The sequence below is a fragment of the Acetatifactor aquisgranensis genome (genome assembly GCF_943193215.1).
Classification (GTDB): Bacteria; Bacillota; Clostridia; order Lachnospirales; family Lachnospiraceae; genus Acetatifactor; species Acetatifactor aquisgranensis.
Window position 1 is genome coordinate 20,123 of record NZ_CALPDH010000019.1, and the last position, 15,476, is coordinate 35,598.

The 15,476-nt window shown below is 56.8% G+C and carries 14 protein-coding genes; 13 read left to right on the forward strand and 1 reads right to left on the reverse strand.

What is annotated here, in order from left to right:
* Window positions 1-51 precede the first annotated feature (51 nt).
* From NFS35_RS16495 to NFS35_RS16525, 7 genes are all read left to right on the forward strand, one after another.
* On the forward strand, window positions 52-1,113 hold the full coding sequence (locus tag NFS35_RS16495; protein ID WP_251208224.1) for a Gfo/Idh/MocA family protein: 1,062 nt from the start codon (window positions 52-54) through the stop codon (window positions 1,111-1,113).
* Window positions 1,114-1,265: 152 nt separating this feature from the next.
* Window positions 1,266-1,811: a GNAT family N-acetyltransferase gene (locus NFS35_RS16500; RefSeq protein WP_251208225.1), complete on the forward strand. Its 546-nt coding sequence runs from the start codon at window positions 1,266-1,268 to the stop codon at window positions 1,809-1,811.
* 35 nt (window positions 1,812-1,846) lie between these two features.
* A complete protein-coding gene (locus NFS35_RS16505) occupies window positions 1,847-2,683 on the forward strand; it encodes a Gfo/Idh/MocA family oxidoreductase (RefSeq protein ID WP_251208226.1) in 837 nt (278 codons plus the stop codon).
* 132 nt (window positions 2,684-2,815) lie between these two features.
* Window positions 2,816-3,760 carry a nucleoside hydrolase gene (locus NFS35_RS16510; RefSeq protein WP_251208227.1) on the forward strand — a complete coding sequence of 315 codons (945 nt, stop codon included), beginning with the start codon at window positions 2,816-2,818 and terminating at the stop codon, window positions 3,758-3,760.
* Window positions 3,761-3,783: 23 nt separating this feature from the next.
* Entirely contained in the window at window positions 3,784-4,521 is a 738-nt protein-coding gene (truA, locus tag NFS35_RS16515; protein ID WP_251208228.1) for a tRNA pseudouridine(38-40) synthase TruA, read from the forward strand.
* Window positions 4,522-4,580: 59 nt separating this feature from the next.
* On the forward strand, window positions 4,581-4,982 hold the full coding sequence (locus NFS35_RS16520; RefSeq protein WP_251208229.1) for a hypothetical protein: 402 nt from the start codon (window positions 4,581-4,583) through the stop codon (window positions 4,980-4,982).
* Between the two features lie 158 nt (window positions 4,983-5,140).
* The gene (locus NFS35_RS16525; RefSeq protein WP_251208230.1) at window positions 5,141-6,166 is read left to right on the forward strand and encodes a helix-turn-helix domain-containing protein; all 1,026 of its coding nucleotides are present in this window, start codon (window positions 5,141-5,143) and stop codon (window positions 6,164-6,166) included.
* Between the two features lie 41 nt (window positions 6,167-6,207).
* On the opposite strand, the gene NFS35_RS16530 is transcribed toward NFS35_RS16525, so the two are convergent.
* Window positions 6,208-7,191 carry an ankyrin repeat domain-containing protein gene (locus NFS35_RS16530; RefSeq protein ID WP_251208231.1) on the reverse strand — a complete coding sequence of 328 codons (984 nt, stop codon included), beginning with the start codon at window positions 7,189-7,191 and terminating at the stop codon, window positions 6,208-6,210.
* A 202-nt stretch (window positions 7,192-7,393) separates the two neighbouring features.
* On the opposite strand from NFS35_RS16530, the gene NFS35_RS16535 reads away from it, so the two are divergent.
* The 6 genes from NFS35_RS16535 (at window position 7,394) to NFS35_RS16560 (ending at window position 15,444) form a co-directional block, all read left to right on the forward strand.
* Complete coding sequence (locus NFS35_RS16535; protein ID WP_251208232.1) at window positions 7,394-8,683, forward strand: sensor histidine kinase; 1,290 nt, start codon at window positions 7,394-7,396, stop codon at window positions 8,681-8,683.
* A 60-nt stretch (window positions 8,684-8,743) separates the two neighbouring features.
* Window positions 8,744-9,457, forward strand: a complete 714-nt coding sequence (locus NFS35_RS16540; RefSeq protein WP_251208233.1) for a LytR/AlgR family response regulator transcription factor — start codon at window positions 8,744-8,746, stop codon at window positions 9,455-9,457.
* Between the two features lie 147 nt (window positions 9,458-9,604).
* Window positions 9,605-10,285, forward strand: a complete 681-nt coding sequence (locus NFS35_RS16545; RefSeq protein ID WP_251208234.1) for an ABC transporter ATP-binding protein — start codon at window positions 9,605-9,607, stop codon at window positions 10,283-10,285.
* The gene (locus tag NFS35_RS16550) at window positions 10,282-12,690 is read left to right on the forward strand and encodes an ABC transporter permease (RefSeq protein WP_251208235.1); all 2,409 of its coding nucleotides are present in this window, start codon (window positions 10,282-10,284) and stop codon (window positions 12,688-12,690) included. The genes NFS35_RS16545 and NFS35_RS16550 overlap by 4 nt, the downstream gene beginning before the upstream one ends.
* Entirely contained in the window at window positions 12,687-13,199 is a 513-nt protein-coding gene (locus NFS35_RS16555; protein ID WP_251208236.1) for a hypothetical protein, read from the forward strand. The genes NFS35_RS16550 and NFS35_RS16555 overlap by 4 nt, the downstream gene beginning before the upstream one ends.
* Before the next feature lie 217 nt (window positions 13,200-13,416).
* Entirely contained in the window at window positions 13,417-15,444 is a 2,028-nt protein-coding gene (locus tag NFS35_RS16560) for an ankyrin repeat domain-containing protein (RefSeq protein WP_251208237.1), read from the forward strand.
* Window positions 15,445-15,476 lie beyond the last annotated feature (32 nt).

A 15,476-nucleotide genomic window follows, 5' to 3' on the forward strand; every position in this document is an offset into this window, starting at 1 on the left:
AAGTACAGGGCGGCTCCCTGGTGACGGGAGGCCTGAAAGGAGAAGATACCTATGGACAAAATGAAAGTGGCAGTCATTGGCTGCGGAACAATTGCCAACAGTGCGCACATCCCCTCTTACATGAAGAACGGGGATGTGGAAATCAAGTATTTCTGCGACATCATCCCGGAGAGGGCACAGGCGGCTGTAGAGAAGTACGGGTGCGGTACGGCTGTGGTGGATTACAAGGAAGTGCTGGCAGACCCGGAGGTGGAAGCGGTGTCAGTCTGTACGCCCAACAGGATGCACTCGGTCATCTCCATCGATGCGCTGAAGGCGGGGAAGAACGTGCTCTGCGAGAAGCCCGCCGCCAGGATCTATGAGGAGGCGGTGGCCATGCAGCAGGCCCAGCACGAGAGCGGCAAGGTGCTGAACATCGGCGTGGTGAACCGGTTCAACAACCAGGTGAACCGCATCCGCGAGTACATACAGGAAGGCCGCCTGGGCGAGATTTACCACGTATACATCAGTTTCCGGGCCCACAGGAGCATCCCCGGGCTGGGCGGCGCTTTCACCACCAAGGAGATTGCGGGCGGCGGTGTGCTGATCGACTGGGGCGTGCACTATCTGGATCTGACCATGTACTGCCTGGGTGATCCGAAAGCCCTTACGGTGTCCGGTGAGACCTTCTGCAAGCTGGGCAGGGACATCGAGGGATATACCTATAAGGACATGTGGGCAGGCCCTCCCGTGAAGGACGGCGTCTATGACGTGGACGATTCCGTCACCGCCCTGATCCGCACCGACGGGCCTACGTTTACCATGCACGGGGCATGGGCCCAGAACATCGGCGAGAGCGAGACCTATATCGACTTCATGGGCGATAAGGGGGGCATCCGCCTGCAGTATGGCGGAGACTTCACTGTGTACACCGCGGAGCATGACGCGCTGGTGAAATTCACGCCCGAGGGCAAGAGCGAGGATATGTTCCAGACGGAAATCGACTCTTTCGTCAGATGCATCCGCACCGGCGAGAAGCTTCCCTCCCACATCGATACGGTGCTGAAGACGGCCAGGATTCTGCAGGCCATCTATGACTCCGCCGAGCAGCACAGGGAAATCGTGCTGGATTGACAGCGCCGGGATAAGCCTGATGCAGTGCGCCGGGCCCTAGGGCCCCGGCGCACTGTCTGAAGTACAGGGCGGCAGCGGAACCGAAAAGGTTCCATATAGCCGAATCCCATAAGGCAGGGAGCGGCGACGGGCTGGGATTGGAGGATGGGACGATGAAGCTGGTCATACCGACCATAGAATATGAAAGCGAAATACAGGCATACCGTCAGGAATTCCTGACAGAGGGCGGGGGCATGGACGGATGCGGCTCCCTCAGACGGCAGGAGCGAATCTCCGACTGGATAAAGGAAGTGGAAGATTATCTGAGGAAAGAGACCTGTCCGCCGGACATGGTTACCGCCACACAGTTTATTTATATTCGCGAGGACGATAACAAGATGGTGGGAGCCATCCAGGTCAGGCATTACCTGAATGAATATCTGGAGAGATTTGCCGGACATATCGGCTACTGCGTCCGCCCCTCTGAACGCCGGAAGGGCTATGCCGCAAGGATGCTCCGGGACGTGCTTTTGGAGTGCGGGAAGCTGGGGCTGGATAAGGTGATGGTAAGCTGCGCGGACAGCAATGAGGGCAGCCGGAGGACAATCCTCAAAAATGGCGGCATATATGAATGTACGGTACACGAACCGGATATGGACATCAATCTGGAGCGTTATTGGATTGTGACATCTGGGCAGGGCTCTAACAATCGGGTTTAGGCTGCCGGAAAGCGCTGCCATAAAAGGAGGGACTTATGAAAATCGGGTTTATAGACTATTATCTGGACGAGTGGCATGCGGACAACTATCCCGAGATGCTGCGGAAAGCCAGCGGCGGGGAGATGGAGGCGGCATTTGCCTACGGCATGATCGACAGCCCCCTCACCGGCAAGACTTCCGCCCAGTGGTGCGAAGAGCACGGCATCGCCCTCTGCGGGAGCATCCAGGAGGTCATCGAGAGGAGCGATGCCCTGATCGTGCTGTCCCCGGACAATTGCGAGATGCATGAGGAGCTGTCGCAGCTTCCCCTGCGCTCCGGCAAGAAGACCTATATCGACAAGACCTTCGCGCCGGACAGAAAGACCGCCGAGGCCATCTTCGCCCTGGGCGAGGCCAACGGGACACCCTGCTATTCCACCTCGGCCCTGCGCTTTGCCGCGGAATATGAAGCTCTCCGGGGCAGGCGCGTGAAGTCCATGAGCACCTGGGGGCCGAACGGGCTGGAGACCTACGGCATCCATCAGCTGGAGCCCATCATGATGCTGATGCAGGGCTGCGCCGCGCAGGTGATGTCTGTAGGGCAGGGAGGCTGGACGAACCTGCTGCTTCGGTGGGAGGACGGCCGCAGCGCCTCCATGCTCTGCACGGGCGGGGATTCCCCTTTCGCGGCCAATCTTTGTTTAGAGGAGGGCTGTAAGTTCCTGACCGTGGAATCGGATTTCTTCGGAGGGTTCATGAGGAGCCTGGTGGCATTTTTCTGGACGGGGGAGATACCTGTGAGCCATCAGGAGACCATCGCCATCATGGCAGTGAGGGAGGCGGCCCTAAAAGCGGCGGGCAATCCCGGCGTCTGGATTCCGGTGCAAAACTGACATACAAAGACAGGATGCAGTATGTTTCCATATAGGAAGAGGGCGTACTGTTGTGACAGAAAATGGTTTTGCGATATGTTTAGCGCGTTATAATGATATGCGAAAAGGATGGTTAATCAGGAGGATACTGTAATGATGAATGCCGAGCCCCAATGGAAGAAAGTCCTGTCCGACGCGGAGATGGTGAAGCGTCTGGATAGGCCCGCAGGCCGGATCGATGTTGTCCTGGATACGGATACCTACAATGAGATTGATGACCAGTTTGCGCTATCCTATATGGTCAGGTCCCGTGAAAAGCTGGATGTGAAAGCAATCTATGCCGCCCCGTTTTTCAATATGCACTCCACGAGTCCCGGGGACGGCATGGAAAGAAGCTATCAGGAAATTCTGAAAGTGCTCACGCTGCTGGACGCGGAAGAGCTGAAGAAAGTGACATACAGGGGATCCGCGGAGTATCTGCCCTCTGAGGAAGAGCCGGCGGTCTCGGACGCGGCAAAGGACCTGGCGGAAAGGGCAATGTGCTATTCCGGTGAAAATCCGCTTTATGTGATAAGCATAGGAGCGATTACCAATATAGCCTCCGCCATCCTCATGAATCCGGAAATCATAGAGCGCATGGTGGTGATATGGCTGGGGGGCCACGGACTGCACTGGCCGGACACCAGGGAGTTCAATATGGTCCAGGATATCGCTGCTGCCAGGATTATCTTCGGCTGCGGCGTTCCGCTGGTGCAGCTGCCCTGTATGGGGGTAGTGTCGGAATTCGCGGCCACAGGGCCGGAGCTGGAATATCATCTGAGGGGGAAGAATAAGCTGTGCGAATATCTGCTGGAGCATACCCTGGAGGAAGTGACATTATATGACGCGGGCAGAGCCTGGTCAAGGGTGATCTGGGACGTGACCGCTGTGGCATGGCTCCTGGACGGGGATTTCATGCAGGATTACCTGATACACAGCCCCATTCCGGAATATGACGGAAAGTATGCCTTTGACGACACCAGGCATTTTATCAGATATGTCTACCATGTGAACAGGGACAGACTATTTGCGGATTTGTTTGAAAAACTGCAGAAATAGCCAATGAGGATGGGAGAAAATACATGAAAAATTTCAAATTTCTGCTGGAATACGACGGAAGCCGCTACCACGGATGGCAGCGCCAGTCGGAGGAGAACACCATTCAGGGAAAGCTGGAGCATGTGCTTGGCCAGATGTGCGGAAAAGAGACGGAGGTCATAGGGGCAGGACGCACCGACAGCGGCGTCCACGCAAAAGGGATGGTGGCCAACGCCTGGCTGGATACTGAGATGGACTGCGGGGAGATCAGAGACTACATGAACCGCTATCTGCCGGACGACATTGCCGTGCGGGAGGTCAGGGAGGCTTCCGACCGGTTCCATGCCCGCTACAATGTCACGGGCAAGACCTACCGGTACACCTGCCAGGACGGGGCGGTGAAGTCGGTTTTTGACAGGAAATACTGCGTCAGGCTGGACAAGCGGCCGGATATGGCGAAGATGCTGAAAGTGGCGGAGCTTTTGAAAGGGGAGCATGATTTCCGGAATTTCTGCGGGAATCCCCGGGTGAAGAAGTCCACGGTGCGGAATGTGGACAGCATAGAGATCAAAAGAGAGGGAGGGTATCTGTATTTCACTTTCCACGGCAACGGATTCCTCCAGAACATGGTACGGATCATGGTGGGAGTGCTGCTGGAGGCAGGCTACGGCAATATCACCCCGGAGGAGGTACAGGAATCCCTCACGGGCTTTGTGCGCCAGAAAGCCGGCCCTACGGCTCCTGCGGCGGGCCTTTGTCTGACGGGCGTGGACTATAATTAGGTTCTGTTCCGCAAATATCGCATATGACAGGGGACGAATGCCTGTGGGAGGATATTGCCATGATTGCTGTGTATGAAAATTACAGATTGATGCCGATGAGCCTTGCCCTGGAGGAAATGGCGGCTCTGCACCGGGAGATGGCAGAGGAAATCGGCAGTGACGAAGACGCGCTGGAACTGTATGGCGATTTACTTGCCGCCGCGGTGAAATATCTGGATTCCCGCGCTCACTGGCCTTTGTGGAGCAGGGAGAAAAAGCTGGAGAACGATGCTGCGCGGACTTCGCGCCACAACATGGTCATTCTGTCTTTCAACCAGCTGGCCAGATATCTGAAAATGCAGGGTAAAGCGGCCGGATGGAGGGATGTTCTGGGGGAAGAAGCGGAGAATGCCGGCTACCGTAAGCGCCTGGGCGACTTTGCCTGTTATCTTGTCTTCGCTGAGAGCCTGAATGCAAGATGAAGCTCCTTTCCAGGCGGAAAAGCAACTGCTGGTTGACAGATTTCCAAGCGCAATTGATGGCTGTCAACCAGCTTTTTTGCTATGATTCGTGCATGGAAACACATAGAATGCACAAAAGGTGCGGAAAGGAAAAGCCGCGGACAGCGGCAGGAAAAGATATGATTCTGGCAGAAAAGGTCATGGCACTGAGGAAGAAGAACAACTGGTCACAGGAGGAGCTGGCGGAGAAGCTGAACATCTCCAGGCAGTCCGTGAGCAAATGGGAGAGCGGCGCGTCCATCCCGGACATCGACAGGATTATCGCCATGAGCAGCCTCTTCGGGGTCAGCACGGATTATTTGTTGAAGGAAGAGCTGGAGCAGGAACTGCCCTCCGAGACGGAGGATGTCTACGAGGCGGCAAAGGAGAGGAGCGTTTCCCTGGAGGAAGCCAATGGGTTCATGGGCCTGGTGCGGAAACTGGCGGGGCGGATGGCCTTTGCCGCGGGCTTATGCGTCCTTTCGCCTATTCCGCTGGTCGTGATGGGAGGCCTGGCGGAGTACGGCGCAGAGGAGGGGCGGCATGGGGCGGCGCCTCTCAGCGAGGACATGGCGGGGGGATTCGGCGTTGTGATACTGTTGGTGCTGGTAGCCATCGGGGTGGCGATTCTGGTGCTCAGTGACATGCAGACGGAAAAGTACCAGTATCTGGAAAAGGAGAGCCTGGCGCTGCAGTATGGCGTAGAGGGCATCGTCAGGAAGAAGAAGGAGGATTTCGCGGGCCGGTACCGTTTCTGCATTGTCACCGGCATCACGCTGTGCATCATCGGCGTGGTGCCCCTGATGGTGGCGTCAGCCTTTTCGGTGGGTGACCTGATTTACATTTACTGTACGGCAGTGCTGCTGGGGATGGTGGCAGCGGCAGTGTTCCTGTTCGTATGGGCCGGCAGCATCCAGGGCAGCTTCGACAAGCTGCTGCAGGAGGGGGATTACACTGTGGAAGAAAAGGCGCTGCACAAGAAGACCTCTTTCTTCCCCGGGGTGTACTGGTGCCTGGTGACCGCGCTGTTCCTGGGAGCAGGCCTGTATTCCGAGGACTGGTGGCACGCTGCCTTTATCTGGCCTGTGGCGGCGATTCTGTTCGTGGCGATTCAGTATGTGGTGAAAGAAATGGCCAGGGCCAGGATGGAGAGGCGGGACAGATAAGGTTCCCGCCATTGGCAGTGTACGCGAAAGAGAAGGACCGGTCAGGAATCCGCCCCGGCCATCAGCAGCTGCTCCACGATTTCGGTATACCCGGCATCCGAGGCATAGTACAGAGCGCTGTGCTGGGCATTGTCCACGCTGTTCACGTCGGCTCCGGACTCGATCAGCATGGCGGTGAAATCGTTTCTGCCGCTGCTGGCTGCCAGAATCAGGGGAGTCTGTCCGCCAGAAGCTTTCCGGTTGATGTCCGCGCCTGCGGCCAGCAGGGCTTTCCCCACAAAGAGATCTCCTTTGTCGGCGGCGATATGTAACGGCCCGGTTCCTTCTGCATCGGCCAGGTCGGGCTGGGCGCCTGCGGCCAGCAGCAGTTCCGCGATCATCAGATTGGATCTGCGGACTGCCAGTATCAGAGGGGATTCCCCTTCGTCGTTGAGGCTGTTTACGCTGGCAGGGTCTTTTTCCAGCAGGACTTTCACCACTTCGCTCTGTTCTTTCCAGCAGGCGTAATGGAGGGTGGTGTTGCCGCAGCTGTCGGCATGGGCCTCCTCTGCCTGGGAAAGTGCCTTTACCAGCTCTCTGAGTCCGGCGGAGGTGGCATAATCGATGGCCTTGCGTCCGTCGTTATCCTGGATGCTGATATCGATTTCCGGAAATTTGAGCAGCTGCAGCGCGGCGTCGGTCTTTCCGTTCTGGGCCAGCAGCATCAAGGGGGTCACGCCGTCATTGTCGGTGCAGTTCACGTCGGCCCCTGCGTCCTTTAGTATGGAAAGAATCTGAAAATTGCCGGTCTGGGCAGCGAAATGCAGGGGCATCCGGTTCTTCTGGTTGCCGAGACAGACATCAGCCCCGCTGTCCAGCAGCAGCTTCACCAGATCGCGAGCGCTTTTCATACACGCATAAATCAGGGGGGTATTGCCGGATTCGTCCCGTTTGTTTACGTCTACGCCGCCCCGTTTCAGAAAAGTCTGCACTACGCCTTTCTGATTGTTCTTGCAGGCCTGCAGCAGCATATTATCTAATTGCATGGCAATTTCTCCTTTGATTTCATTATGAATCCATCCTACCACTATGCCTGAAAAAAGTCAAATATCGGTTCTCTATTGCACGGCCAATATCAGAGTGTTATACTACATAATGCCGGAATCTGCCATACTGCATTGGTCAACGTATATGGCTGGCGCTATGCAGTCTCCGGCTGTGAATGTTACGATGGAAAGGCGGAACGGCATGATACGTTTTTTGGATATATTGTCCTTTGGACTGGAATGGGGATATGTGCTGGTCTTTTTCCGGATGCTGCGCACATTTCTGCCCTTGCGCAGGAACCGGGCGTTGCGTGTTCTGGCATTTTTCGCCTGCGGCGCGCTGGCGCCGGCGGTGGTCTACTCCAATGATTTTTACGGACTGTTCGGAGTGCTTTTGGGCTTTGGGGCCTATGTGGCCCTGTTGCACAGAGGGCGGTGGATGGAGAAGCTCAGCGCCGTGCTGGTCTTTTGCCCGGCGCTGATCGCTGTGAACTATGTGACCCAGGACGCGGGCGGCAGGCTCTTCTTCGGCCTCACCAATGCGCCGAGAGGGATGTCAGAGGGCTGGACAGAACAGGAGCTGCTCATCAGTACTGCCATTCATACGGCTTCCCTGCTGCTGCGGCTGCTGTTCTGGACAGGGGCATGGCTGCTCCTGAAGAAATACCTGCGGCAGATTACGGCCAATCTGACGGCCGGGATGTGGCTGGTGGTGGATGCTTTGATGCTCTCGCCTTTTGTGGCGATTTTTACCATCATCTTTTTCTTGCCGGAGAATCCCATAATCGTCTATCCTATCTGCGTGTCCTCCGTTTTTTCCGGGTTCGGCTGCATTTATCTCGCCGCATATATCTGCGCTTCCATGCGTACGGCTTACCGCGTCCGGGAGCTGGAAAGGAAGCAGGCCTATTACAGGGACAGGATGAAAGATGAGGACCGGGTGCGGGGCATCTACCACGACATGAAGAACCATCTGCTGGTGCTGCAGGCCCAGGCGGGAGACGGACAGGAAATCCGCAGATCCGTTCAGGGGCTGCAGGACCAGATCCGCGCATATGAGGATTATTATCACACAGGGAACGAATTCCTGGACATCATCATCCGTGACAAGGCAAGGGCGGCCCAGGATAAGGGGATAGACTTCAGCGCCATGCTCTCTCTGGAGGACAGCGCCTTTCTGGATTCCCTGGACATCAGCACGATTTTCGGCAACGCTCTGGACAATGCCATAGAAGCCAGCGAAAAGCTCCCCGAGGGCCAGAGGGCTATCATCGCAAAGGCAGGACGCATCCGGGACATCCTGGTGGTAAGCGTGGAGAACAATGCCCCGCCGGAGGCAGAGGCTTTTGGGCGGACAACGAAGAAAGACGAAAGAGCCCATGGCTTCGGGATTCCCAATATCAAAAAGGCCGTAGAGAGGTATGGAGGCCAGTGCAGCGTCAGGACAGAGGCGGGGAAGTTCCTGCTGAAAATCATGATTCCCGTGCCCTGACTGCCGAAATTGACAGGCTGCGGGAAAAGGTATATGATATGGCAGGAGGGGAGCGAAGGTATGTATAAGATAGCAATCTGTGATGATGAGGATGCGCTGATCGCTGAGCTGAAAGACGGATTGGAGAGATACGCGGCAGAGACGGAAAGGGAGTTCTGCTGCTTCGCCTATCATGACGGAGAAGAGCTGCTGCAGGCATATCAGCCTGACTATGACCTGATATTCATGGACATAAAGATGGAGAAGCTGGACGGCCTGAAGACTGCGGAGAGAATCCGCGGGATGGACAGCACGGTGGGGCTCATTTTCCTGACTTCCCTGAAGCAGTATGTGTGGAAAGGCTATGAATACGGAGCGGTGAACTATCTGCTCAAACCGGTGAGGTACAGCGTGCTGAAGATGGAGCTTGACCGTTACTTTGCCCGATATCAGGGAAAGGATGAACCCTGCCTGCATTTTGCAGGCGAAAGCGGCAAGTACAGGGTGCCGTATAAGGATATACGCTATGCCGAGACAGACAGGCGCAATGTGCTGCTGCATTTCGGGAACCGGGGGCAGGTCATCTACAAGAACATGAAAGAGGTCTCCGCCCTGCTGTGCGCCAGGCCTCAGTTCGCCCGCTGCCATCAGAGTTTTGTGGTGAACCTTTCTTTTATAAAAGGCATCGAGGGGCTGGAGGCGATTCTGACCACAGGGGAACACATACCGATCAGCCAGCCCAGACGCAAGGACTTCATGGTCAGGATGGCGGATTACTGGGGGGATATGCTCTGACCACGTGCCGCAGACCCTGCCTCCGGGAATCTGCAAGCCGTACATATTAGAATCTGCGTCCTGGATATTAGAATCTGCGTTCCGTGTTGCATCTTTTGTCAGATGGGATATGATGTGCTTAGAATCTTTAAGTCAGGAGGAATTGATATGACTATTTTGAAAGCATCCCATCTGAAAAAATACTATGGCAGGGACGAGAGCCTTGTAAAAGCCCTGGACGATGTGAGCCTGTCCGTGGAGGACGGACAGTTCGTGGCAATCGTGGGCACGTCGGGCAGCGGGAAGTCCACCCTGCTGAACATGCTGGGGGGCCTGGATGTCCCTGCTTCCGGCGCTGTGCAGGTAGAGAATGAAAGCATGGAAAAGATGACCGAAGAACAGCTCACGGTGTTCCGCCGCAGACGGATCGGCTTCATCTTCCAGAACTATAACCTCATCCCTTATCTCACGGCCTATGAGAACATCGTGCTGCCCGTGCGCCTGGACGGAAAGGAGGAGGACGGGGATTTCCTGAAAGAAATCGTGCGCTTCCTGGAGCTTGACGGGAAGCTGGCCAATTATCCCAGCCATCTTTCAGGAGGCCAGCAGCAGAGGGTGGCCATCGCAAGAGCCCTGGTGTCCAAGCCGGCGATCATCCTGGCGGACGAGCCCACGGGCAATCTGGACAGCCGCACCAGCGATAAGGTGATCGACCTGTTGAAGACCACCAGCGGGAAATTCCGTCAGACCATCGTGATGATCACCCACAATCAGGAAATCGCCCGGAAAGCGGATGTGCGGATACGCATCGAGGACGGCAGGATCCAGGCACAGGAGGTGGGGGCATGAGGGGCGGAAAAGTGACAGGGAGGATGATATCCGATATGGCCAGGGAGAGCCTGCGGGCCAGCCGCATGCGCAATGTTTTCGTGGCGGTGACGATCGCCCTGGCCTCTGCCCTGCTGACGGCTATCTTACTGTTCGCCCTGGGCCAGAAGGAGCTGGAGCGGGAGGCCCTGTCCCACAGACAGCAGGTGAGCTACTATGAGCTTGCCCCGGCACAACTGGAGCTGCTGGAAGGGGATGGGCGCATCGCGTATCAGATACAGGTGAAATCGGGCATCCTCTCGGAGATGGAGGGCTTCGGCGTGGTGCCCCGCTATGTCAGCGGGCTCTCGGACGAAATCCAGGCGGGGGAGCTGGAGAGCGGCAGGCTGCCCGAAGCGCCGGACGAAATCGCGGTTCAGGGCGCCATGCTGGAAAAGATGGGACTGCCGCCGTCAGTGGGCAGCAGCCTGTCCCTGACCTTTTATGACGGCAGCGAAGAGACGTTCACCGTGACGGGCATCCTGAAAGGCGGCGAAGAGACGAAGCAGTTCAATGTATTCCTGTCCCGCAGCTACGCGGAAAACGGCAGCCAGTTGAAAGATATACCATATGAAGTGCACGCCAAACTCCGGGACGGGAACGGCATGTCCGCCGGGGAATGCCGGGAGCTGATGTACGCCATCGGCCGGGACGCAGGGGTGGAGCGCAAATACGTGATGCCATCCAGGGCATTCCTGGACTCCCTCTCCTTCAACAGCCAGTCCGTCATGATTTACGGCATGGTGGGGGCGGTGATCCTGCTGGCCTCCATTTTGGTGATCTATGGGGTGTTCTATCTGTCCGTGGTGGGAAGGATCCATCAGTTCGGACAGCTGCGGACCATCGGCATGACCAGGAGACAGATAAAAAGCTTCGTGTCCAGAGAAGGCAGGGCCCTGTTCCTGCGGGCGGCGCCTGTGGGAGCGGCGGCAGGCGGCATTGCGGGATACCTGATTCTCCCGGCGGGATTCCGCATTGCCCATGGGGCGGCGGCCATTGCCCTCGTCCTGCTCTGCGTCTATCTCATCACCATGTTTTCCGTGAGGAAGCCCGCCCGGCTGGCCGCCTCCGTCTCCCCCATGGAGGCCCTGCGCTATGTGCCCCAGGATACCATGAAAAAGGCGGGGAACCGGAAACTGTGCCGCAGGCTCACGCCCGTGGGCCTTGGGCTGATGAACTTCTCCAGGAACCGGAAGAAATCGGCTGTCACTTTGGCGTCCCTGGCGCTGGGCGGCATCCTGTTCATGACCGCGGCCACTTATCTGTCCTCCTTTGACAAAGAGGCTTTCCCCAGACAGGGCTATTTTACCGAGGCGGAGTTCCACATCCTGTATACCACGGCGGCCAAGGAGCTGAATGGCCACGGCATGGGAGGCCTGCAGGCGGAGGCGCCCATGGACAGTGAGATGGTCCGGGAAATCCTTGGGATGGAGGGCGTGACCAGAGTGGAGGAAATCAAAAACTTCGGCGTTAGCTATGACTATCCCCTGAAGGACAATTATGGAGACAGCGATACTGTCTACCCGCTGGACGGGGAGGAGCTGGAAGGAATCGGGGCGTATCTGGAGGAGGGGAGCGCGGACAGGGAGAAGCTCATGAGCGGCGATTACATCCTTGTGGCGGGAAACGATGTGGCGGAGGAGATATTCGGCTGGAGGTTCACCGTGGGCGAGTCCGTCACGCTCCATTACTTCGACGGCAGTGACATGGCGGAGAAGGACATGACCATCCTGGGCATCCTGGACGAGCAGTATGCCCGCAACAACAGGGGGCTGGAAGGGTGGTTTCTGATACCGGAACAGGCCATCCTGGAGCTTCTGTCCTATGACAGCCTGAATGCCCATCTTCTGGTGTCCACCGAAGCTGACAGGGAGGAGGCCGTGGGGGAGGAGCTGGCGGAGCTGGTGGCGGCCAGGACAGAGCTTGACCTGGAGACCCTGGCGGATAAGAGGATTGAATATTCCCGGAACGCGGACCAGCTATTCGGGGCCATCAGCGGCCTGGCCGTTTTCATCATGACGTTCAGCATCTTAAGCATGATGAACACATTGATCACCAATATCGTCACCCGCAAACAGGAGCTGGCCATGCTGGAATCCATCGGCATGGGAAGGAGCCAGATCCGGAAGATGCTCCTGGGGGAGAGCCTGCTGCTGGTGTGCGTCACTCTGGGCGTCACCATGACGGCAGGAACCCTGAGCGGCTATGTGCTGAGCGGCCTGCTCTATGAGAGAGGCGCATACTACATGGCGTTCCGGTTCCCCGGGATTTTTGCCCTGGCCTATGTGTGCGTGCTTACGGCAGTGCCCCTGATCGTCACTTTTGCCTCCATGCGAAGCTTTGCCGGAGAGGACCTGGTGTCCAGACTGAGGGGAATGGAGAATTGACATGCGGATACAGGATTTGGATTAGGGGCGAATATGACATATCTGTGCTGTCGCCGGAGATTATAGCGTTGTTGGTGGAAAAAGTGAAAAAGGCCGCCTCGAAGGACCTGATTATCCCTGTGGAGGAGATTATCCCCCGGGGATACGCGGAATATCTTGTGCGGGTGCTGGAAGTGAATATGACGACAGAAGCGCCTTGCGATATGCGGGCGGTATATGGCATGACTGCCCGGCAGATCGGGGCGCTGAAGGTGGAAGAGCATAAATGCTTCGACAGGGCTTGCCTGCGCACTCAGGCTTGCGGTACTCAATTCGATTTAAGCGCCAGCGCTGCCTTTTATATGCTGGCGAAGCAGAGCGCTCCGAACTTTACTTATATCTGCAAAGATTCGGAGGGAAAGGAAATCAGCTGGAAAAATGCCCCAGTATGCTGTATAATAGAAAGAAAAAAGAGGAGGCTTAAAATGGAGTATCAAAGGGCGACTGGAAGCTTTATGCAGAAAAAATAGCTGATTAGCAAGAAAACGATACGGATCGCCCGAATAAGGAGTATACCGCTCTGCTGAGTTCGGAGGCGGGCAGTCTTTCCCATAGATTCTGGAAGCTGGAAGGACGAATCAGGAAAGACAGAACCCCCCGGGCGTCATGATTGAGGTGCGCACAGAAACAAGCGCCGACAGCTTGCGGTGTTGCTCCGCAGAATGAAGAGGATAAAGGGAGGCAGTTATGAACATAAGCGAACTGACAGATATGCTGGTGACATCCAGCCAGCAGTACAACCAGGCCAAATTCAATCCCTGGTGGGAGGGGGACCACAAGGAGGCAATCTACAGATACAGCATTTTCTCCGAGAAAGATTTGGAGGGAGCCCGGGACTGCGTGGCGGGATGCGGGAAAGAAGAAATCTTCTCCCCGGTGGGAGAGGTGGGGCTGACCCTGTTTCACCTGCTGGTTTGGCACAATTTCCAGGATGTGGTGAAAGACCTGCTTGACAGCGGAAAAGCTGGCAGAGATGAAGTCAACATGCCGGACGGCAAGGGCTACGGCCTTACCCCCCTTTTGCTGGCCTGCGCCTGCGGGAATGTGGCAATGGCCAGGCTTTTGCTGGAACACGGAGCGGACGGATCCGCCTGCGACGTCAGGGGCATGAACGGGTACCATTTCCTGGCGTATCCCAGGATTCCCGGGCTGGAGATGGACCACGCCTGCAGAGAGCGGAGCACGGAGCAGAGGAGGGAAATCGCCCGTCTGCTGAACTGCGACATCAATCAAAAAGACGAGGACGGGCTGACCCCTTTCGTGCGTATCCTGGCCAGCGAGTACAGTTCGGAGTATACATGTTCGCTGGTGGAGATTTTCCTGGAAAAGGGAGCGGCCACTGATTATGTGGACGAGGACGGCAATACGCTGCTGATGATGGCTCTGAGGAACCGCCACAGGACGGCGGCCGTTTTGCTGATGGAACGGTGCCCGGAGATGATAAATGCGGCCAACACGAAAGGCGATACCCCAATCGGCCATGCAATCTCTTTCCGAAACCAGGCTATGTACATAGCCCTGACTGACCATGGGGCGGTATCTGCTGAGGACAGTCCCATGGAAATGTTCCCTCTGAGCCAGGTTGCCAGCAATGCCTTTGCCGATGTGCATGAGAACGATAAGGACGGCCGGAGCCTGGCTATGTACCTGGCGAAAAAGCTGATTCAGCAGGCAGACCCGGATGACGACGATGAAGTGGGCGAGGTCACGAATATCCTCCACAATGCCCTCATGGGAGACGAGGAGGCCGGCATCCTGGATGTGATCAAAGAGTCCGGCTATGATTTTACCATGCCGGTCCACTACCATGGCCGTTTGATCTGCCTGCGGGATGAATGCCTCTGTCCGGGATTTGGCATAGGGGTCCTCAGGAAGCTGGCTAAGCTTGGCGTGAATCTGGACAGGGCTGTGGTCAGGGGACGGACGCCGGCCAATATCATAGCATCCGAGAGCATCCGCGGCCTGCTGAGTGAGCCTTACTTCGAAGAGGCGGCAAAGCTGTTTTCCGGGGAATCTATGGAACAGCTGGACAGCCAGGGGGAGGCAGCCGTCCATCTGGCCGCCAGGGAGGGCCATGTGGGCATGCTCCGGGTGATGATAGAAAAAGGCGTGGACATGAACCTGGAGAAAGACACCCCGGCCCGGGCAGGGATGACGCCCCTCCACGAGGCCTGTGAGACAGGGAACCTGGAGGTGGTGAAACTGCTCATGGAAGCCGGGGCGGACGATACCGCAAAGGATGTGGAGGGTGAGACGCCCGCCCATTATGCGCTCCGGGAGAAGCGCAACAGCGACAGAGGGGACATGGAAAAGAAAGCCGCTGTCCTGAAAGAGCTGAAGAACCTGGACATCCCCAGGAACGACGGAAAGACGCCCCTGCTGCTGCTGCAGTATGTCCACAGGGATCTCCTGCCCATCTTCCTGGAAAGGGGAGTGGACTTGAACCACAGGGACAACGGGGGGAGGACTGCCATGATGCTCAATCCCGGCAAGGATATGGTAAAGGAGCTGATTCGGGCAGGCGCGGACGTGAACCTGGCGGATAATGAGGGCAATACCGCTCTGCACTATGCCCTGCAGGAGTACAGCGAGGGCACGGCCCGTTACCTGATCAAAAAAGGAGCCGATTACAACTGCGCCAACAATGACGGCAAGACGGCTGCGGACATTGCGGTGGAGAGAGGCTTTGAGAGCGTGCTGGAGCTTATGGTGTAAGGCAGGTGCAGGCAGGGGCATGTCCGGAAGCG